This window comes from Sporomusa termitida (assembly GCF_007641255.1).
GTDB lineage: Bacteria > Bacillota > Negativicutes > Sporomusales > Sporomusaceae > Sporomusa > Sporomusa termitida.
This window is the reverse complement of the sequence record NZ_CP036259.1, coordinates 2911747-2932255: the sequence shown is the minus strand read 5'-3', so window position 1 is coordinate 2932255 and position 20509 is coordinate 2911747. Positions and strand designations below refer to the sequence as shown.

Genomic DNA, 20509 nt, shown 5'->3' with positions numbered 1-20509 from the left:
TGGTGAACTTCTTGCAGGCAAGAGGAGGGAAGCGTGCTTGCCTGCGGGGCATTTAATAACCTGGCGTGCAGGACGAGAATACCGGTTGCCGAGATTTTTTATAGGAGGGTGTATGATGTCTGCAAAAACAAATGCGCAAATAACTGATTTGCGTTCCGCCCTGGACCTCCTGAGGACGGTCCAGGGACAATTAATTGAGACCGACGAACCAGTAGATCCCCAGGCAGAACTAGCAGGTGTTTATCGCCATGTTGGCGCGGGGGGGACGGTGCAGCGGCCCACGCGAATTGGACCGGCAATGTCGTTTAACAACATAAAAGGGCACGCAGGTGCGAAAGTGGTCACAGGGCTTTTGGCCAGTCGGGAAAGAGTAGCCTTAATGCTTGGTACAAAACCGGAACGGCTTGGTTTTCTTTTAAATGAGGCCGTTAAAGAACCGATCGCGCCCATAACCATTCCCCGCGAGCGAGCCCTATGTCAGGCAGTTGTACATTATGCGACTGAACCGGGTTTTGATATTAGAGCATTGATTCCTGCACCAACCAATACCGCAGAGGATGCAGGTCCCTATATTACCCTGGGTATGTGTTATGCCTCAGATCCCGAGACTGGTGAATCAGATGTCACCATACACCGCCTATGCCTGCAAAGCAAGGACGAAATGTCGATGTGGATAACCCCCGGCGCCCGTCATATCGGTTCTTTTTTTAAAACAGCCGAAGATGCCGGCAAGCCGCTGCCGATTTCAATAAGTATCGGCGTAGACCCGGCTATTGCCGTGGGGTCATGTTTTGAGCCGCCGACGACTCCGCTTGGTTTTGATGAATTAAGTGTGGCCGGAGCGATAAGAAAACAAGCCGTAGAGATGGTGCAATGCTTAACGATCAACGAACGGGCCATTGCCAATGCGGAATATGTTATTGAAGGTGAGTTGCTGCCCGGAGTGCGCATGCGAGAAGATTTCCACAGTAATACCGGCAAAGCTATGCCGGAATTTCCCGGTTATTCAGGGCCGGCTGCCCCGGAACTGCCAGTGATCAAAGTAAAAGCAGTTACTCACCGCTGTAATCCAATTATGCAAACCTGCATTGGGCCAAGTGAAGAACATGTAACTATGGCTGGCATACCGACCGAGGCAAGTATATTGCAGATGGTAGAAAAGGCCATGCCAGGCCGTCTGTTGAATGTTTATGCTCATGCGGCCGGCGGTGGCAAATATATGGCGGTTCTGCAATTCAAAAAGAGCATGCCCAGTGATGAAGGCCGGCAAAGGCAAGCTGCATTATTGGCATTCTCCGCCTTCTCGGAGCTTAAACATGTAATTTTAGTTGATGAAGATGTTGATCCGTTTGATAGCAATGATGTTCTGTGGGCTCTAAATACCCGTTATCAAGGTGATATTGACACAATTTTTATACCTGGCGTGCGTTGTCATCCCTTAGACCCTTCCCAGACTGCTGATTATAATCCCATGATTCGGGATCGTGGGATTTCCTGCAAGGTGATTTTTGATTGTACGGTACCTTTTCCCCTAAAAGCCCACTTCCAAAGGGCAAAATTTATGGAAGTAGATCCGAGGCGTTATGCGCCGGAGTTATTCAAAAAAGAATAGTAATATACACTTAATCAGACAGCTCACCTTCCGCAATGTTAACCCTAAAAAGCAGCGCAAGACTGAAGCTTTATTAGACTTTATTAAACATAATTCAATAAGCTTTGTTAGTAGAGTGGATTGTGCAAGGGGTCCGAAAACAAGACTGGTCATTTGTCCAAGAGTCTTCTTTGATTCTCGGACCCCTTTGCATTATATAGTGTTCAAACCTGAATATGTATCTGGCGCTGGGGGAGAAGCAGCCGGTCCGGATGACTAAGCGGGCGGCGAGCGCCTAATAAATAAGTGGCAGCTGGTTTATTCTTCAGTTCCAGAGTGTCAAGGATTTATCAGGTGCCATAAATAGTACAACCAAGGGTAACGTAGAACAGCGTTTACGGCGCCGTATCATGTCGCGGATTGAAAAAGGCTCTATCATCATGGTAAATAATCTCTTTAGTTATACTACAGGAGGCACAGATACGTGAGAATAATTATTGGCATCACCGGAGCCAGCGGTGTAATTTTGGGCGTGAATTTACTGAAGGCACTCGCTGAGCAGCCAGATTGTGAAACTCATTTGGTTGTCACTGACGGTGCGAAAAAAACCTTTGAATATGAGACCGATATGCGCTTTCACGATATCGCCGTTTTGGCGGACTATCAGCATGATATTAATAATCTTGCGGCACCAATTGCCAGCGGATCCTTTAAAACAGATGGAATGGTTGTTATTCCTTGCAGCATGAAGTCATTAGCCGGCATTGTTACCGGTTATACAGACAATCTTTTGTTGCGGGCGGCAGATGTTTGCCTTAAAGAACGGCGCCGGGTAGTGCTGGTACCCAGGGAACTGCCATTAAGTTCAATTCACCTGGAGAATATGTCTAAGGCTGCTCAGCAGGGGTGCATAATTCTCCCGCCGATGCTGACTTTCTACAATAACCCAGGCTCGATTCAGGATATGGTTAATCACCTTATGGGGAAGATTATGATGCTGTTTGATATTGTTTTTACAGAGTTCGCTCCCTGGAAAGGAGTGAAAGTGCGTGACCGAAAGTAACAATCAAATCGAAATGCGCAAGCTAAGCTGGGGGACAGGGGTTCACAAAATTGAAGCAGCTGTCTGTATTTGCGGAACAGATGTTGTGGTAGTCCTTGCCGGCGGCACTGGCTATCATATCGGGGCTGTGGCTTTGGGGATACCGCGCCCCAGCCTTGCTGACTCCTCGCAGGTTTCTGCCAGTGCTTCTGTCCTGTGTGTAACCGGCCACCAAGAGGATATGTTAGCCCGGAATGCGGCGAGGAAAATAGCGGCGGCAATACATTGCAGGGTAACGGTTGTGGCGGGCATCCATATTGATAAGATATCCACAGAGGATATTAGCCAGCTTATTGTTAATTGTAAGTTGCTTATAAAGAAAATAATCACAGACTTAAACAGTTTAAAAAAGTAGTCGTAAATATGCCCCCTGTTTATTTGCAATTTATAATATAAGAATAACTACTGTGTTATAAATAAAATCTTATTACTGGCAGGTTGCCGAGCTATGTTTACCAAGCGAAGCAAGTGTTGCCCGGGTACAGCAATTCGCAATGGTATTTCTTTATTATTTCAAGAAAGTATTTTTATTTAAGAGAGAATTAAATTTTAAATTGAGATCATGAACCCAGAGGGAGATGGAGTTGTGCAGAAAATGCGAGTGGAAGATTCTGTTGGGTGTATATTGTGCCACGATATCACCAAAATTGTTCCCGGAGAATTTAAGGGGCGGGCATTCAAAAAGGGGCATATAGTTACGGCCCAAGACATTCCCGAACTTTTACAGCTAGGCAAGGAGCATATCTTTGTCTGGGAATGCAAAGAGGGGTTTGTCCATGAAAATGAGGCAGGATTACGCATTGCCCAAACAATAAGCGGCGAAGGAATTATTTTTTCCGAGCCTAGTGAAGGTAAGGTCAGCATGACAGCTGAGTATGATGGAATATGTATGATTGACGAGCAGGTTTTACTGCAAATTAATTCGGTAGAGGAAATAGCAGTTGCTACCCGCAATAATCACAGGCCGGTGAAAAAAGGAAATAAGATAGCCGGTGTCCGGGTTGTTCCGTTGGTCATTGAGGAACGAAAACTAGATATTGTGGCTACTATCGCCAAGGGGCAGGCGGTAATATCCATACAACCATTTCATCCCTTTAGGGTCGGTATTATTACTACCGGCAGTGAGATTTATCATGGCCGCATAGAAGATAGATTTACGCCGGTTGTCAGAGAAAAAGTAGAAAGATATGATTGCAAGGTAATACAGCATATTACTGTTCCGGACAAAGCAGAATTAATAGCCAATGCTGTTGAAACATTAATAGCCGGTGGCGTTGAGCTTATACTGACTACCGGTGGGATGTCGGTTGATCCTGACGATGTAACACCGTGCGGAGTAAAAAAAGCCGGGGCTGAAATAGTAACTTACGGCGCCCCTGTTTTACCAGGTACGATGCTGCTGGTGGCTTATTTGGGGACAGTACCGGTATTGGGACTTCCCGGCTGTGTCATGTATCATCATACTACCATTTTCGATCTCATTCTGCCGCTGGTACTGACAAAGCAGGTGATTACAAGAGCGCACATCATTAAACTGGGTAAGGGCGGTTTATGTCTGGAATGTGATGTCTGCCAGTATCCGGCCTGCTCATTTGGCACCGGCGCATAGTACCTTGTCAGCCCTAATCCAGTGAATACTGACGGTCTATTTTCCGCAACCCTTCGTTGTCGTCAGTCGGCATACGTCCGGTATGCCTCCTTCCTCCGCCTTGCATTGCGTAAAAATCTACGCAAACTATTCCATCGGTTTTAAGAAAGATGAAGTACTAGTATTACTATTTAGAGGAGGAAAAAGATGAAGACCAATATTTCTCTGGAAGAAGCTCAAACCCTGCTTTTGGCACTGGCTAAGCCTGTAAAAGAAGGCTATGTGTCTTTATTCGACGCCACAGGCCGGGTCTTAAGCCAAGACATACAGGCAGGCCAGGATTTGCCGCCATTTGCCAAATCGCCCTTAGATGGATATGCCCTGCAGGCCAAAGATACTGAAAAAGTTGCCCAACTGGGTTCTGTCAAACTTAGTGTGATTGAGGAGATCCGGGCGGGATATCTCCCTGCGAAGAAAGTAACCTCAGGCACCGCCAGCAAAGTAATGACTGGTGCGCCTGTACCGGCTGGCGCTGATGTGATTATTAAATACGAGGCTGTCGAAAGAAACGGCGACTATATAACCATAAGTGATATCTTAAACGCCGGCAGCAATATTATTCAGGCGGGAGAGGATATAAAAAAAGGCGAAACCGTTGCTTATAAAAACAACTTGCTAAGCCCGTCGCTGATTGGTTTATTTGCTGGGATTGGATTATCCAAAGTGCCGGTATTTAATAAAGTACGGGTGGCTATTCTTAGTACCGGTGATGAACTGTTAGACCCGGCGCAAGAATTGCAGCCGGGAAAAATTTATAATAGTAATTTGCATAGTTTACGGGCGCTTTGTCTAAAGTTGGGTACGGAACCGATTGCCTTTGGGATTGTCGCTGATAAACAAGCGGTTACCGCTGAACGGATTTCTCAAGCCTTAATGGTATCCGATATAGTCATTACCACAGGCGGAGCTTCTGTCGGTGATTATGATGTGGTTTTAGATGCGCTGAAGCAAATGGCAGCAAATATTATTTTTTGGAAAGTCGATATGAAGCCGGGCTCACCCGTTATTGCGGCTGAAAAAAACAATAAGCTGATTATTGCCCTTTCGGGAAATCCTGCCGCCGCCCTGATAACTTTTAACTTAATCGTTGTCCCGTTATTAAAAAAAATGATGGGGCTTGCGTGTCAGTTGCCTTTGCGAATTTCGGCAGTATTTGCTGATAATTTCCCTAAGCAAAGCCCGCAGCGAAGATTTTTGCGAGGCAGGATTTACCGGCAAGACGAAAAAAACTATATAAAACTGACAGGGGAACAGAGTAATGGCATATTAAAATCTATGATTACTTGCAATGCTTTAATTGACATACCTGCCAACAGTGGTCCGCTATGTGTGGGACAGAAAGTTTCAGCCGTATTGGTAGGCAATATTGATGAACGGACAGCAGCGGTTTTGCCCGGCCTTTAAGGAGTCTTTGTACAGGCGGAAGTATTATGGCGGTGAGTGGTATAATTTTAGCAGGTGGACGCAGCTCGCGGATGGCGGGATAAAAATCGGAGGTAAAATATGGTCAGGCAAACTGGTGATTTCAACCAGGTTGCCGCTTTTTTTTTATAATGATTACACCGTGTAAAAATCAGAATCAACAATAGATGGAAGACAGCATCGTATGATGAATAACAGCATCAAAATATTTAGCCTGATATTAGTAATGTTTATGAAAAAATTAAATAAACTTATGCACGCTATGATGAAAAAAATCATCGATAAATTGCATAATGTAAGAGATTTACTGCTAAAACCGGATTTCTGGCTTGGCACATGAATTGCAATAGAAAAAAATGAATATTCGCATATTTTAATAACGGTAAATTTAAGGCCGGAGGGGAGGCGCCAGGCAGGGAGAGCAGCATTATTTGCCGGCAAGGGCATTGGGGGGAATAAATAAAAGATAATGATTAGGACGTTGATAATATTTATCAAAAAAGGAGGAGCTTATTAATATGTGGGGACCGTTAATCATTGCTATTTTGTATTTTGTCATTTTAATTGGTTTGGCGAATTATTTTCTCCATAGCCGCATCAAGAACATGGTTGATTTTTCAATGGGGGGGCAGTCGCTAACCTGGGGGTTGGTTACTTTAGCGTTAGCGCTTATCCCGCATGGCTCCGGACACACAATGTCATTATGGGAGTCGTCCTCGGTAATGGGAGCGGCGGTGCTTTGGTGGCCGATAATCGTTGGCGGGGCCTTTATCCCGATCATGATGTTCTGGACCGGGCCGTGGGTGCGCAATTTAAAAGTAGAAACAATTCCCGAGGCTATGGGGCTTCTCTATGGGCACAAAATGCGTTTTTTACATTGTAGCATACAGATTGGCACCTGGACCGCGATTGCTATGGCTGAAACGCTGGCTACAGCCGGCGCTATTTACGGCTTATGTGCCGGAGTACTTCCGTATCAGCCCTGGTGCATTATATTAGCTTTTCTGTTAATGATTGGGTACATTATCTTTGGCGGGGTATTAGAATTGGTATGGATAAGTACGATCAACGTCATAGTAATGACGGTCGGCTCCTATCTTGCCTTGTTTTTTCTGGGAACGTGGCTTGCTGCTAATGTTGGCGGCTGGGAAGGTATACTCGCCACCTATGCGCAAGTCGATCAATTATGGAAATTTGATTTATTTAACTTCTCACCGGAAACTTTATTCCAGGTCATAATACCGGTAGCTGTATTGCATATCTGTGCAGGTGGTGTTGCTCAGGGGATGTATATACCGCTCTTATCGGCAAGAACAGATGAAGACTGCCGGAAAGGCTTCTGGATTTGCAGCTTGACCAATGTTCTTACCTGTTTTCCGTGGGTGGTTATAGCGCTGTGTGGTATGGCAATTCCGGCGTTTGCCGCTATCGGCCCTAAACTGATTGTCATGGAAGTTGCCTTAAAAACGATGCCGCAGTGGGTTTATGCCTTGCTCATGGTTAGCTTACTCACATCCGTATTGTCAACAGGCAGTGCTATTATCATGGGGAACGCAACCGTATTTGTTAACGACATTCTCAAAGGCGCTTGTAACCCGGCAATGTCTGATAGCACCAGGCTTAAGCTGATGCGGCCGATGATTCTGGTGTGTGGCCTGCTGGCCGCTGTTCCCGCAATGATTGCCCCCATTTTATTTCCCGTTTTCTTGTGGGCATTTTCCTTTGGCATCCCGTTGTTCCTGATATTTCTATTTGGCTTGATCTGGAAGACCAGTAAGCCGGCTGCCTGGATAACGGTTATTGTTACCTATATTGTGAACTTTTGGTGGACCTTTGCTACCCCGGCCTGGGCATCCGGACCATGGGCCTTGAATATGTACCCGGTAACTTTGTGTTCAGTTGTGTTAGGATTTATTTTATTTGCTGCTCTCCCTGGTGAACCGGGGATGCTGCGAAGAACCAATACTGCCGCTGTTGCTTATGCTTCAGCAGAGCATCCTAACATGAAATAACTAAATTGGAGGGAAGAAATATGTGGGTTTTACAGTTATTTATTCAAGAGCTAGTACTAACGCTGGCAATAGCTTTTATCTTTTATGGTGCATGGCGATTCGCCAATCCAGGGAAAAAATGGTAAAGGAGGAAGGCGAATGAGTGTCGACCTTGGTGTTGCTTCTTATCTTTGTGGCCTAATGCTGATTCTCGGTCTTATTTGCACAGTTGGGCAAATGAGACAAAACTCAAAAAAATAATGTAAGCTCCTTCTCTCTCCGGCTGGAAAGGCTATTGACGGACATCCCTGGTGCTGCTGTTGGCACAGCAGCACCAGGGATGTCTTCCTTTTTTACTCTGTATGGTTATAATAGTATAACTTTCGGCAGACACCTCCGCGACTTGCGGGTCCTTTGGCTTAGCGGCAACAGTACAACGTAAATGTAACTGATGAAACCTAATTAACCTTAGCAACTAAATCCTTCTATGTTTGCTTATGTTAGCGATGGTGATTGACAGTGCTTGGTAGATGTATTAAGATAGTTGTAATCACAGGCATCTGTTTGTTCTGGCATATATTGGTCATGTCCGTTTTGCCTTGTGCTATCATTGCAGAAATAATGCTTCGATAAACTGAATTAGATACTACTCCTTAGCCGATTTACCTAACCCCTTTGGCATGGTAGCCGGCCGACCGGTATAGTGGGAAACTGCTATGCTTCCCTATTTGGAAAGGAGTGCAAGAAAAAAAGGTCAGCGCAACTTACGCGTCTATTTTGGGTTGCCTGTGTTGTGTTGACTTAGAATTATTGCCAAGTCCTTTTCTAAAAATAGAAGGCCTTGGTATATTTTTTTACATTATCAGAAAGTATATCCTTTCTCTTTTCGTATTAAAACACGTTGCATATGAGAGGCGGGTGAGGGGCAAAAAGATGGATATTCAAAAATTGAAGTACTTTATTTCGGTGGCGGAATGTTTGAATTTTACCGATGCTGCTGTGCAGGCCGGTGTTACGCAATCGGCAATAAGCCAGCAGATTTCAGAATTGGAAAAAAAATTAAATGTACAATTGATAATCCGGAATAAACGCCCGTTGGAGCTAACCTGGGCGGGGAAAGTATTGTTAAAAGAGGCTTATGCTTTACTGGCTGTGTCTAATGAAATAGCAAGTAAGATTGAGCAAGCAGTTAAGGGAATTTCCGGATTTTTGAAAATAGGTTTTTTAGGCGGCGTTGAGAAAGCGATCCTGCCTCAGGCAATTAGAGAATTTCATCAAAAATACTCTAATATTCATATTACACTGCAGCAGTACAATTGGATGAAGATTAATGAAGCGCTGATGCGGGGAGCATTAGATGTTGGCTTTACGCTATCCTGTCAATTACATAGTTTTCCTGATCTTGTTGGTCACAGACTGTTAAGTGATGTGTTTTGCGTGGCCGTTAATCGCCAGCACGTATTGGCAAAAAAAGAGAAAATTGATATATCAGAGCTTACTAATGAACCGTTCGTCATGTTCAATCAGCAAGCAGATTGTCTGCTGCATGATTTAACTTATCGAATATGTGGTGAAAGTGGCTTTACTCCCAATGTAGCTAACTACAGTCAGGACTTAGCTTCGTTGTTATTTATGGTTGAAGCCGGTGTGGGGGTGATGGTAGTTCCGGGCCCTGTTCGTGAAGTCGCCGGCCCTGAAATCTGCATTATTGAACTCAGTTATCCGCAACGATGCTTTGATGTAATGCTTGCTTGGAATCGAAAGCATTTAAACCCGGCAATTCCATTTTTTGTTAAATGCTTTTCCGGTTCCCATGCAGCCTTAACAGGTAATACAGAAATGGGCAGCTCTCACGAGCTGCGGCAATATAATTGTTATGGTAAACAAGAAGTTGTCGGTTGTTTGTCATCAGGCCTGTAAGGCGATTGTTAAATAAAAGCAGCAAAAACGAAGAGCAGCCTGCTATATGCGGGGCTGCTCTTCGTTTTTTAGTATTTTTGTGCTGCCGGCGGAGACCAAACTTGATTTGGCACGTTTATTGCTTATAAATAGAGGCATAGGGGCTGAAATAAACTCCGGCATTGATATGCAGAATTCACCAATTTATATTTGAGTTAAAGCCACCAACGCTTTGTTTACTCAGGACAATGCTCAGCTGTGGCTGCTGCCGGGATTAAACAGCTCCCTATATACTAGCGCAAAAGAGGGAAGTATTGATTATGGATAAAACATTAGAATCACTTATTTTATGTATGCCTATTATACAAACGGTGCTGCCGTTTGACTCAATGGTCGTTATTGCTGATAGAGACACCTTTCTCTACTATCGGCCAGGCAAAAAGATGCAGCACGAGTCACCTGTCGGTAAAGCTGTGAGCAAAGGCGATGGCATGTGGGAAGCCATAACCAGTAAAATTACGCAGGATATTGTAGTGTCTAAAGACGTATGGGGCTTTCCGTTCCGGAGCATTAGTGTGCCTGTCATTAATGAAACCCGTGAAATCGTCGGCGCAATAGGGTTGGCGTGTAGTTTAGAAACCCAGGAAATTCTGCATGCGGTTGCCCAAACCATCGCGGCAGCATCTGAGCAGGTGGCGGCATCAAGTCAGGAACTGGCAGCTAATGCGGCCTTGCTTAATAAGCGATTAGAACTGCTCGGGGTCACCGGGCAATCTATGGTACATAATATTGGCAAGTCAGACGCTATCCTTATGTTCATTAGAGATATAGCAGCAAATACAAATTTGCTGGGATTAAACGCGAGCATTGAAGCGGCGAGAGCGGGAGAGCAGGGACGGGGATTTTCGGTGGTGGCGCAGGAGATTCGGAAGTTGTCTACTAATAGCCAGGTATCTGTTAAGGAGATCAAGGAAATTTTAGAAAGCATGCGCGGGGAAATAACGCAGATCGAAAAAGAAATAGACGAGGTTGATAAAATCAGCTCCCAGCAGAAAGCTGCCAGCTATGAGATAAGTAAAGCTATAGAATCACTTACCGGTCTGGCAACACGGGTACAGGAACTTGCATTCCGTGTATAATGGGCAGTTATGTATTAAACGCTTTCTTCGGAAATTATCTTAAATTTAAATAGGTATAAATACAGCAGTTTTATCGGAGTACAGAGCCGTTAAGTCCCTGGCTAAGGGCAGCAAACCTTTTAGCCCATCTGAAGGTTAGTTTTCTTGCGCTGAAGGCTTGGCGGCGGGATTAATGGAAAAATTGCAGCCACCGTCCCGGTTCAATACCAGGAAAAGGTGGCTGTGTAAATCCTGCGGAGTAAGAAGTCTTAAGGCGCAGTGCTGTGATAGGTGCGAATTCGGGCCCGGCGGGTAAGCACAATACCGCCGTTTAACTTTAGTTCTTTTTGTACTCTGGCCGCTTTAGCGCGCTTGCCGTCAATTTCCGTCTGTGTTTCCACAAAACTGGCTAAGACCATGAGTTTATTCTTATGTACTTCTATGAAGCCGCCACTTAGGGATAGCTGCTGTTCATTTTTGTCCCTGATAATCTTAATTGCGCTGATTTCGAGACTGGTAATCCGCCAAGAGTGGCCTGGCAGAATGTCCAAATCGCCTGCAGGCGTTGAGGCAATGACCCTATTAACGTTTTTGGAATAGACTATTCGGTCAGGAGTAACAATATCCAACCGCATTTTAGAAGCCATATATTATTGTCTCCTTACTCTTTGAGCCCTTTTGCGCTTTTAATTCCTAAGCTTTGCAATGGAAGCTGACGATAAATATATACATATTATTTATTACAAATTGCCATGATCTATCTATATATATATACATCGATATGGATAATTCTATATAACTGAGCAAACGATTGTCAATAGGAAATGTAAATTTCTAGTAACAGGAAAAAAATCTTGACAAAAAAATAATAAAAGGATATATTTGTAATAAATAAAGATGATTTTTGTAATACATAATCAGGCTGTGAGTAAAGTTGATTTGGCTCATAGAAGGTAAAAACTTTCTTTCTGAGCATTACATAATTTTGGCGTAAGCTGGTTCTTCATTAGTGGAGGAATGCCGGGGCAGACGTACCCACCTTCGTTTGTCTTGAACGCATCGGGAGGTTGTTATACTGACAGCCTCCTTTTTTTACGATTTTTTTAACAGCTTATCAGTAAAAACAGCCTTTTGCTGTTCGAAGAATTCCAGAGCCTCATTGCAGGCTTTAATCGCATCCTCCGGCTCTAAAAAGCTAAGGCTGAGTGACATGCGGGACAATGTTTTGTGAGCTTTGTCTAAGTTGCGCACATTGCTAAAAAGTTCATATGCCATGAGCAAATAGTCGTAGCCTTCTTTGTGTTTGCCCCAGAGCTGGAAACAAACGCCGCGGGAATAAGCCAGTTCTGCCTTATCATTTTCATTATTGTCTTTGGAAAAATATAGTTCCGCTCCCTCATAGGCACTTAAAGCGAGAGAAAAGTTGCCCATTTTACAATAAGCGTCACCAATAATTAGCAGCAGTTTCCCGATCTGCCGGGAGTTTCCTGCCTTTTTTAGGACCATAACTGCATAATCATAATAAAGGAGTGCTTCCTGAATATTGCCTGTCCGTATTTGATCATCGGCTTTTTTTATTATTTCTGAGGACGTCAGTTTACGCAGGCTCAGTTGGTTAATCCTGGCCGCTCCTTTGTCCGGCAGCCATTTAGCGGCCGACTTGAAAGATTTAACCTCTTCCTTGACATCGGCAGTACTGCTTAAATCAAGTACATAACGTATACATTCAGTCCAGGAAGTATGAGGAATTTTAAAATCACTCCTATCAACAACATCAGAACTGTTTTTTAAGTAATGAGCAACTTTGTCAATATCATCCAAACATAAAAAATAGATGAGGCCGGCTTCGATGACATCTGAAATTGGGATATCATAACGTTTTAAAATACTGACCGCGGCGCCGTTGACCCTGGCACTAACGGTAACTTTTTCGTCAGACGTTTCTGCTTGTCTGGCTATAGTAATGCACCGTCCTTTCTATATAATATATTACAATAATTGTATTATATAAGTAAAGGGGAGCTGAATTACGGCAAGCAGCAATGGGCACAACAACGCAGAGGCTGCGCCTGTTGCGCTTCGCCCCGGCGGATGCGCGGTGGGCCGCTGGCATTGAGCGGGATATGCGGGAGTATCTGCCAGACGGTGGCGGGCAGAGGCCGCGCCGACCGCCAGGACTGGTCTTGTTACGCCGCTTATTTCCTTGACCCTACCGCTGTTGTCAGGAGATATTCTTGGGTATCAGGCTGGGTATCCTGGCTGAATTGATTGAGAACTTTTAGGAAAAGTGGCACGGCCGGGTTGGTATGTTCTTTTCTCCAGGTTGCCATAATGTTGCAATAGGCCTCTTTCCCCTGCATACTGACTAAAGAGATATTGGCAGGCACGTGCCTGGCCAGCGAGGGATCTTTAGGCATAAAAGAAATACCCACTCCTGCCTCTACATACCAGTATATACTTTCCATACGTGTGGTTTTACTGGCAATGCAGGGGGTAAACCCCCTGGCGGCACATAGATTCATAAACCAGTTAAAGCCATCAGGCGTTTCGGAATCAGACAGGACAATAAAGGAATCTGCCGCCAAAGCCGAGATATCTAATGAAGCGGCGCCGGCATAGGGGTGGTCACCGGGCAACAAAAAGCACAGGGGGGTTCGGTGAATTAACCGCTGGGAGAACCGGTTAGCCTTTATTTCCCTGCCCATGATTAAGGTAAAGCCAAGGTCTAATTCTCCCGACTCTATAGCGTTTTCGATCATTCTTAGGGTTAAGACACGGATATCAACACTGATTTGCGGGTAAAGGGCACGAAACTTTTTGAGGGAATAGGGGAGAAATGCATTCTCGAACCCAAAACAGCCAATTTTCAAACTGCCACGGATTCCCCGCTGGGCCTGACGGGTTTTTTCCACAATATCGGTAATTTTGGTCATTAGGGCATTGCCTTCTTTTAGCAGCGTTTTGCCTGCCGGTGTCAATTCCAGCGATCTATGGTGGCGAATAAACAGTTCAACCCCCAACTCTGATTCAAGGTCGGCAATTTGTTTGCTTAGGGCTGACTGGCCAATGTAGATCCGTTTAGCAGCCTCTGTAAAGCTGAGGCATTGCGCAACCGTTATAAAGGACTGCAAATTCCGAATATCCATGATAAATTCCTCCTGCCTGCCCAATTTATGATATATAGATATATATATATCTATCATAATATAACTGCCGGCAAAACGATAGATAGCTAAGCCTGTTTATTATGCTGATTAGGAATAGTAGTCGGAATTATGAGAATTTGACGTCGCTTACAGAAGAGTCTAACATAGAATTAAAGCAATGTGCAAGTCAGTACATTTGCATTGTAGAAGCATATTGCCTGTAAGATATTATTAAAAGGGGATAATTACAAATAAAAATACGAACAAGTCGGTTGCGTATACAGCTGACAAGCATAAACAATACTATATACTATGATTCAAAAAGCTTCGGGGCTTGAATACACGGGAATCCGGAATAAACTTAGTTAGCCCGGCTTTTTTAGCTGCTGCCTGCGCTTTTGCGAATCAGACTAAAGGCGCAGATGATGGATAAATAAAAATTGATCATCATATTACAAAGGAGTGTTGACATGAAAACACCACAAGAATTACTTTTGGAACGTAAAACCAGGGTCCACAAAGCCATTGCATTGGAAAAACCGGACAGAACGCCGGTCATAATAATGGCCGACGCCTTTTGCGCGAACCATATGGGGGTCAAGATGTCTGAGTTTTGTTCAAGCATTGTCGTTCAAAACCAAACTATGTTGAATTCAGCAAAAGCTCTTGGCGATATTGACGGTATGAATGCCCCTTATGCGGCCGGACCGCTGTTTCCGCTGCTGTTTATGACCCATGTGAAGCTGCCCGGCCAGGAGCTGCCGGACAATTCCCTGTGGCAGCTGGACGAGAAAGAAGTCATGACAGTAGAGGATTATGATACGATACTCAATAAGGGCTGGGGGCCTTTTATGCAGGATTATCTGGTAAACAGACTGCATTATCCGCTCCCGCAAATTATGGAGGATCTGGCGCAAACACCGCAGTTTGTTAAAAATTTTGAAGATGCCGGTTATATGATTTATTCGCCCATTATCGGTGTTGCCGTACCGGAACTCCTGGGCGGCGGCCGCTCCATGCCGAAATTTATGCGGGATTTGTATAAGATTCCGGATAAGGTGGAAGCGGTCCTTGATGTGATTCAAAAAGAATGCCTCGAAACGCTGCGGCAGCAAATAAGGGCAACGAATGCCTCGATTGTCTTTATGTCTCCGGCCCGCGGGGCCAGTGAATTTTTCTCACCTAAATTATGGCAGCGGTTTACCTGGAAGTATTTGAAAGAAACAGTGGAGGTCATCCTGGAAGAGGGGGCTGCCGCCGATATTCATATTGATTCCAACTGGGCGCGCGATCTGGAATACTTCCGGACTCTGCCGAAAGGAAAATGCATTTTTGAGACCGACAATGCCACCGATATTTATAAAGTTAAGGAAGTCATCGGTGACGTCATGTGCATTAAGGGGGATGTTCCGGCCGCGAAACTGACACTGGGTACACCTGATGAGGTATATGATTATTCCTCCCAGTTAATCAGGGATATGGGACCTGGCTTTATCCTCTCTTCCGGCTGCTCGATACCGCCGAATGCCAAGGTTGAGAATGTCAAAGCCATGATTGCTGCCGCCACCGGTAAATAAGAAACTCAGCCCCTGTAATCGCAGTTTACTGTGATGCAGGGGCTTTGCTTATGTTGCCCGGACGTTTGGCCGCAGTTATGCTAATAGCCGGGACCGGCATGAAGGCTTTGTGATTTTTTTCTTTTGTTGACAGTTACAGGATATTGTAACCTTAGGGCGAAATGAGTCAATATAGTGCAGTGTTCAAAGGAGGGGCAGGTATGCCGGAAGCAGTTACGATGAAAAACCTATCAATAAAGGCGCATTTATGGATTGCTTTTGCGATTATCCCCATAATTCCCATAGTCTTTCTTAGCAGCCTGCTGCTTTTGCAGTCCCAGGAGATTCCGCTGCAGTCTGTCATTTTGAGCGTTGTTGGTACCTTGGTATTTACCCTTTTATTAGGTTATTTCCCGGCGAAACGGATAACTAGTACGATAAAAATTCTCTTGGAATATATTCAGGCCGTCATCAGCAGCGAAGATGAGATCAATCCGGTCAGCTTTCCGCGCTTTGCGCCGCAGGAGTTTCATCTTATGGCCGGAAATTTTTTTATTATGGCCCAAAAAATCAAGGAAAGCCGCCAGGAACTGATTAAATTAAATACCGAATTGGAACAACGGGTAGAAGAACGGACAATGAGTTTACTGCGAACCAACCGTGAACTGGCAATACTAAATCAGTTAATCACCCCGACTGCCCCCTCACCGGGGGGCGCCGATATTATTGGGGGGTGCGTGCGGCAGTTTTGCGAGTTATCAGGGGTAAATGTAAAATTATATCTCACCAAGCCGGTGTTTTCTTTGCTGGGAGCTTATGAAGATATGATGAGAGGCGAGGATAACGAAACCGGTGGCAGAATCAGACAGGACAATGTGCACCGGTATTATGTACAGCCTATCCGGTCAGGCAATACCACTTTTGGCCATCTGGTGGTGTCTAATTCACCCCTCAGCGAGGCAGACTGCCAGTTTCTGCAAACCCTGTCACACTCGGCGGGAATCATTATTCAAAAGGAAATGTTATCTCTGACGCTGCAACAAAATCATGCAGTTTTAAAAGCCGTACTGGAGAGTATGTATGATGCAATTACCCTGATTGATAAAAAGCGCGAAGTCGTGTATGCGAATGGCCGGATGGCCAAACTGCTGAATATACCCCGTGACAAGATGCGGGGGTTGTCAGAATCGCATATCTTTGAGGCTATTGCCGGTCGGCTGGCGGATTCGGACCGGCAGATTTTTGAGCAAGTGAGGCAGGGCAACGGCATCTTCCGGTTTAAGATTAATTATGGCGATACTCAGCGGCACATCATGCTGTCCGCTTTTCCGGTTACGGATGATGAACATCATATCATTGGCAAGGGGCTTGTCTGGCGGGATATTACCAAGGAACACGAGGTTGATAAGCTCAAAAGTGATTTGCTCTCAATGGTTTCCCATGAATTCAAGACCCCGATAACAAGTATAAAGGGCAGTGTGGAAACCTTGCTGCGGGTAGACACTGACTGGGATGAGGCTTTCAAACAGGAAATGCTCACCGGAATCCATGAGGATATTGGCCGCATTCAGGAGCTGGTTAATGACTGGCTGGACATTTCCCGCATTGACGCGAAAGCGATCAGCCTGGACCGGGAGCCGGTACGGCCGAGCGATGTTGTTGAGCATGCTGTCAGAAAGCTGCCCAAACACTTTACCAGCGGTGTGAAGATTGAATCAACGGTGGCCGAAAGCCTGCCGTTGCTTTATGGTGACCGGGTTCGACTGGGGCAGGTTCTGTCAAATCTGTTTACTAATGCCATTCGTTATAATGTACGCAGTCCGCATATTAAAATTACAGCCAATTGTGACGAACATTATGTTCATATCAGTGTAGCCGACAATGGAATCGGGATCAGTGACAAGCACCTGACAAAAGTATTTGACCGTTTTTATTGTGTTGACACCAGCCGCGAACGTCCCAGCGGCGGTACAGGTCTAGGACTGGCGATCTGCAAGGGGATTGTTGATGCCCATCAGGGCCGGATAAGTGTTGCAAGCAGTGAAGGAACCGGCAGTGTCTTTACTGTTTCCATACCCAAATACAGAGGCAGTGGTGGTAACTATGAAAAAGTGTAGAATATTTATTATTGATGATGAGCCCAAAATATTGCGCTTTATCTCAGCCAACCTTAAGTCACTGGGCTATGAGCCCCATATATTCCAGAATGGCGCCGACGCGCTGGCGAAGTTTGATCTGCTGGACCCGGAGCTTATTCTGCTGGATCTCATGATGCCCGGACTGGATGGCCTGGCGGTGCTGAACCGGCTGCGCACGTTTACCAATGTGCCGGTGATTATTCTGACTGCCCGTGGTCATGCGACCGATAAAGTACAGGGCCTTAACATGGGCGCTGATGATTATCTTACCAAACCGTTTTCGCTGGAGGAGCTGTTTGCCAGGGTGAAGGCTGTTCTGCGGCGTTCTGCCGGCAGGGTGGAGAACAATTATATGACCAGTGAAATTAAAAACGGCGAGGTTACTGTTAATCTGGCCCAGCGGCGGGCCTGGGCCGGAGACCGGGAGCTAAGGCTGACGGAAACAGAATATAATCTATTTTCGTTATTAATGGCTAATGCGGGTAAGGTATTGACGCATGAGCAGCTGCTTACGGATGTGTGGGGCAGCGAGTACCGCGATGATGTGGAATATTTGCGGGTAGCCATCGCCAGGATTCGCCAGAAGATTAAGAGTGTGGACATTGACGGGGGTTTTATTGTAACCTACCCGGGCGTTGGTTATATGGTTCCGAATATGGAAGGGGAAAAATCCCATCAGTAAAATAACTGGTGGGATTTTTTATGTTTTTGTAATGCAGAAGTTGTTTGTTTTATGCGAATTTAATGATTAATGAATTAATATAGAATTAATCAGGATCGCCTGAGCTTTGCCTGGCATTGGTACTATAAAAAAAGGAGGACCAATTATGAATCTGTCTTTGTGGTGTGAACATGATGAAAAGACTTCAAAATACAGTACGGTTAAGTACTGTTTTGAAGACAAGGAAGTACTGTTAAGAGTGCAAACCTGGGTTTGCCCGGTCTGCGGAATTCACGGCTCAAATACAGAACTGGCTCAGGCGGCAGAGCCGCAGCATTAATCGGTAATAAGGAATAGCGCATTTTAGGGGGTATATTTGTGAAAAGTGATGTGGAAATTGCCCAGGAAGCCTTGATGAAGCCGATTGTAGAAGTAGCTGCAGAATTAGCGATTCCGGCCCAAGAATTGGAACTCTACGGCAACTACAAAGCCAAAGTTTCTCTTAATACCTGGGAACGGATTCATGACCGGCCTAATGGCAAACTGATTTTAGTTTCTGCAATTAATCCTACGCCGGCCGGTGAAGGAAAAACAACGACGACTGTTGGGTTGGGCGATTCTTTGCGCCGGCAGGGCAAGACAGTAGTAATTGCCTTGCGTGAGCCGTCGCTGGGACCTTGTTTTGGCGTAAAAGGCGGCGCTGCCGGCGGCGGCTATGCCCAGGTTGTGCCGATGGAAGATATTAATCTTCACTTTACCGGTGATTTTCATGCAATTACCACGGCCCACAACTTGTTAGCGGCTATTCTTGACAACCACCTTCACCATGGCAATGCGCTGGGCATTGATTCCCGCCGCATTACCTGGCGGCGGGTACTTGACCTTAACGAACGGGCTCTGCGGGCTATTGTCTGCGGCCTTGGCGGTAAGGCCAACGGCGTGCCCCGGGAAAACGGCTTTGATATTACCGTTGCTTCGGAAATGATGGCAATTCTCTGTCTTGCCAATGACCTTGATGACATGAAGGCGCGCATTGGCCGGATTATTGTCGCTTACACCTATGACGGCAAGCCTGTCACGCCCAATGACTTGAAAGTAACCGGCGCCCTGACCCTGTTATTTAAAGATGCGATTAAACCAAATCTTGTGCAGACCCTGGAAAACACGCCGGCTTTCGTTCATGGCGGGCCGTTTGCCAATATTGCCCATGGCTGCAATAGTATATCGGCAACTAAATATGCCCTGAAGCTGGCTGATTACTGCGTGACCGAGGCCGGTTTCGGTGCTGATCTGGGGGCAGAAAAATTTATTGATATCAAGTGCCGTTTTGCCGGTTTTCAGCCGAGTGCGGTTGTTATAGTAGCCACCGTGCGCGCTCTCAAGATGCATGGCGGCGTTCCCAAGAACCAGCTGGCCGGCGAGAATATGGCGGCACTGGAAAAAGGGCTTGCCAATCTTACCAAGCATATTGAAAACATCCAGCAGTTTGGGCTGCCGGCTGTTGTCGCTATTAATGCTTTTCCCACAGATACGGATAAAGAACTGAATTTTGTGGAGGAACAATGTAAGGCAATGGGGGCTGAAGTGGCACTGTCTGAGGTTTGGGCGAAAGGCAGCCTTGGCGGCCAGGTTCTTGCCGACAAGGTATTGGCTGCTTGTGAAAAAGCGAATAACTTTACTTTCGCCTATGATGAAAAGGCACCGATTAAAGATAAAATTGCGGCGATAGCCACAAAAATCTATGGGGCTGATGGGGTAACCTATACAACTGCAGCCGAAAAAACCATCCAGGAACTGACGGCCATGGGTTTTGATAAAACGCCTGTTTGTATGGCTAAAACCCAATATTCGCTGAGTGATGATCTGACTAAGATTGGCCGTCCGACCGGATTTACGCTTACCGTCCGCGAAATAAGGGTAGCGGCTGGCGCCGGCTTTTTAGTGGCTATTACCGGCGAGATTATGACTATGCCCGGTTTGCCTAAGGAACCTTCGGCCGTCAAAATGGATATTGACAATAACGGGAAAATTGTTGGTTTGTTTTAATCCTCGGAGATCCCCAAACGAGGAAAGCCATCGGTGCATATCTGCCGGCTTTCCTCTTTGTCTCGGCAGCAGTAATCCTGCTGCTGGGTCTGCTCATTACTTTCGCCTTAAATGATAAAAGATTCGCGCTTAATGAGGAACTTGGCAAAATTAAATAAAACAGCAGAGCAGTGTGCATAGGCCCTAGAGGA

At 45.6% G+C, this 20509-nt stretch carries 16 protein-coding genes and 1 riboswitch; of the genes, 13 read left to right on the top strand and 3 right to left on the bottom strand.

What is annotated here, in order from left to right; all coding sequences use genetic code 11:
- Window positions 1–115 precede the first annotated feature (115 nt).
- The 8 genes from SPTER_RS13865 (at window position 116) to SPTER_RS25680 (ending at window position 10792) form a co-directional block, all read left to right on the top strand.
- Window positions 116–1612, top strand: a complete 1497-nt coding sequence (locus SPTER_RS13865) for a UbiD family decarboxylase (protein ID WP_144350933.1) — start codon at window positions 116–118, stop codon at window positions 1610–1612.
- Between the two features lie 463 nt (window positions 1613–2075).
- A complete protein-coding gene (locus tag SPTER_RS13860; RefSeq protein ID WP_144350932.1) occupies window positions 2076–2654 on the top strand; it encodes a UbiX family flavin prenyltransferase in 579 nt (192 codons plus the stop codon).
- Window positions 2641–3048 carry a prenylated flavin chaperone LpdD gene (lpdD, locus tag SPTER_RS13855; protein WP_144350931.1) on the top strand — a complete coding sequence of 136 codons (408 nt, stop codon included), beginning with the start codon at window positions 2641–2643 and terminating at the stop codon, window positions 3046–3048. Before SPTER_RS13860 ends, lpdD begins: the two co-directional genes overlap by 14 nt.
- 240 nt (window positions 3049–3288) lie before the next feature.
- Window positions 3289–4302, top strand: coding sequence for a molybdopterin-binding protein (locus SPTER_RS13850; protein ID WP_246105628.1), 1014 nt, complete (start codon window positions 3289–3291; stop codon window positions 4300–4302).
- Window positions 4303–4488: 186 nt separating this feature from the next.
- Window positions 4489–5745 (top strand): molybdopterin molybdotransferase MoeA, encoded by a 1257-nt coding sequence (locus SPTER_RS13845; protein ID WP_144350929.1) that lies wholly within the window; start codon window positions 4489–4491, stop codon window positions 5743–5745.
- A gap of 536 nt (window positions 5746–6281) precedes the next feature.
- The gene (locus SPTER_RS13840) at window positions 6282–7775 is read left to right on the top strand and encodes a sodium:solute symporter family protein (protein WP_144350928.1); all 1494 of its coding nucleotides are present in this window, start codon (window positions 6282–6284) and stop codon (window positions 7773–7775) included.
- Between the two features lie 616 nt (window positions 7776–8391).
- A riboswitch (molybdenum cofactor riboswitch) is annotated at window positions 8392–8509 on the top strand.
- A 178-nt stretch (window positions 8510–8687) separates the two neighbouring features.
- Window positions 8688–9674: a LysR family transcriptional regulator gene (locus SPTER_RS13835; RefSeq protein ID WP_144350927.1), complete on the top strand. Its 987-nt coding sequence runs from the start codon at window positions 8688–8690 to the stop codon at window positions 9672–9674.
- Window positions 9675–9973: 299 nt separating this feature from the next.
- On the top strand, window positions 9974–10792 hold the full coding sequence (locus SPTER_RS25680; protein ID WP_144350926.1) for a methyl-accepting chemotaxis protein: 819 nt from the start codon (window positions 9974–9976) through the stop codon (window positions 10790–10792).
- 248 nt (window positions 10793–11040) lie between these two features.
- Here SPTER_RS25680 and atpC read toward each other — a convergent pair whose 3' ends face one another.
- From atpC to SPTER_RS13815, 3 genes are all read right to left on the bottom strand, one after another.
- On the bottom strand, window positions 11041–11418 hold the full coding sequence (gene atpC / locus SPTER_RS13825; RefSeq protein ID WP_144350925.1) for an ATP synthase F1 subunit epsilon: 378 nt from the start codon (window positions 11416–11418) through the stop codon (window positions 11041–11043).
- Window positions 11419–11863: 445 nt separating this feature from the next.
- Complete coding sequence (locus tag SPTER_RS13820) at window positions 11864–12592, bottom strand: hypothetical protein (protein ID WP_144350924.1); 729 nt, start codon at window positions 12590–12592, stop codon at window positions 11864–11866.
- Between the two features lie 374 nt (window positions 12593–12966).
- Window positions 12967–13917 (bottom strand): LysR family transcriptional regulator, encoded by a 951-nt coding sequence (locus tag SPTER_RS13815; protein ID WP_170233276.1) that lies wholly within the window; start codon window positions 13915–13917, stop codon window positions 12967–12969.
- A gap of 470 nt (window positions 13918–14387) precedes the next feature.
- Here SPTER_RS13815 and SPTER_RS13810 point away from each other — a divergent pair, with 470 nt between their 5' ends.
- The 5 genes from SPTER_RS13810 to SPTER_RS13795 all read left to right on the top strand — a co-directional run bounded on the left by SPTER_RS13810 (window position 14388) and on the right by SPTER_RS13795 (window position 20318).
- Window positions 14388–15494, top strand: coding sequence for a uroporphyrinogen decarboxylase family protein (locus tag SPTER_RS13810; RefSeq protein WP_144350922.1), 1107 nt, complete (start codon window positions 14388–14390; stop codon window positions 15492–15494).
- Between the two features lie 200 nt (window positions 15495–15694).
- Window positions 15695–17590, top strand: a complete 1896-nt coding sequence (locus SPTER_RS13805) for a sensor histidine kinase (protein ID WP_170233275.1) — start codon at window positions 15695–15697, stop codon at window positions 17588–17590.
- Window positions 17577–18293 carry a response regulator transcription factor gene (locus tag SPTER_RS13800; protein ID WP_144350920.1) on the top strand — a complete coding sequence of 239 codons (717 nt, stop codon included), beginning with the start codon at window positions 17577–17579 and terminating at the stop codon, window positions 18291–18293. The genes SPTER_RS13805 and SPTER_RS13800 overlap by 14 nt, the downstream gene beginning before the upstream one ends.
- A gap of 145 nt (window positions 18294–18438) precedes the next feature.
- Complete coding sequence (locus SPTER_RS24800) at window positions 18439–18612, top strand: hypothetical protein (RefSeq protein ID WP_170233274.1); 174 nt, start codon at window positions 18439–18441, stop codon at window positions 18610–18612.
- Window positions 18613–18650: 38 nt separating this feature from the next.
- Window positions 18651–20318, top strand: coding sequence for a formate--tetrahydrofolate ligase (locus tag SPTER_RS13795; protein WP_144350919.1), 1668 nt, complete (start codon window positions 18651–18653; stop codon window positions 20316–20318).
- The last annotated feature ends 191 nt before the right edge of the window (window positions 20319–20509 follow it).

Coding starts and splice junctions, on each gene's coding strand:
- SPTER_RS13800 (WP_144350920.1), top strand. CDS start 17,577: ATGAAAAAGTGTAGAATATTTATTATTGATGATGAGCCCAAAATATTG.
- SPTER_RS13815 (WP_170233276.1), bottom strand. CDS start 13,917: ATGGATATTCGGAATTTGCAGTCCTTTATAACGGTTGCGCAATGCCTC.
- SPTER_RS13865 (WP_144350933.1), top strand. CDS start 116: ATGTCTGCAAAAACAAATGCGCAAATAACTGATTTGCGTTCCGCCCTG.
- SPTER_RS25680 (WP_144350926.1), top strand. CDS start 9,974: ATGGATAAAACATTAGAATCACTTATTTTATGTATGCCTATTATACAA.
- SPTER_RS13810 (WP_144350922.1), top strand. CDS start 14,388: ATGAAAACACCACAAGAATTACTTTTGGAACGTAAAACCAGGGTCCAC.
- SPTER_RS13840 (WP_144350928.1), top strand. CDS start 6,282: ATGTGGGGACCGTTAATCATTGCTATTTTGTATTTTGTCATTTTAATT.
- SPTER_RS13805 (WP_170233275.1), top strand. CDS start 15,695: ATGCCGGAAGCAGTTACGATGAAAAACCTATCAATAAAGGCGCATTTA.
- SPTER_RS13845 (WP_144350929.1), top strand. CDS start 4,489: ATGAAGACCAATATTTCTCTGGAAGAAGCTCAAACCCTGCTTTTGGCA.
- atpC (WP_144350925.1), bottom strand. CDS start 11,418: ATGGCTTCTAAAATGCGGTTGGATATTGTTACTCCTGACCGAATAGTC.
- SPTER_RS13835 (WP_144350927.1), top strand. CDS start 8,688: ATGGATATTCAAAAATTGAAGTACTTTATTTCGGTGGCGGAATGTTTG.
- SPTER_RS13850 (WP_246105628.1), top strand. CDS start 3,289: ATGCGAGTGGAAGATTCTGTTGGGTGTATATTGTGCCACGATATCACC.
- SPTER_RS24800 (WP_170233274.1), top strand. CDS start 18,439: ATGAATCTGTCTTTGTGGTGTGAACATGATGAAAAGACTTCAAAATAC.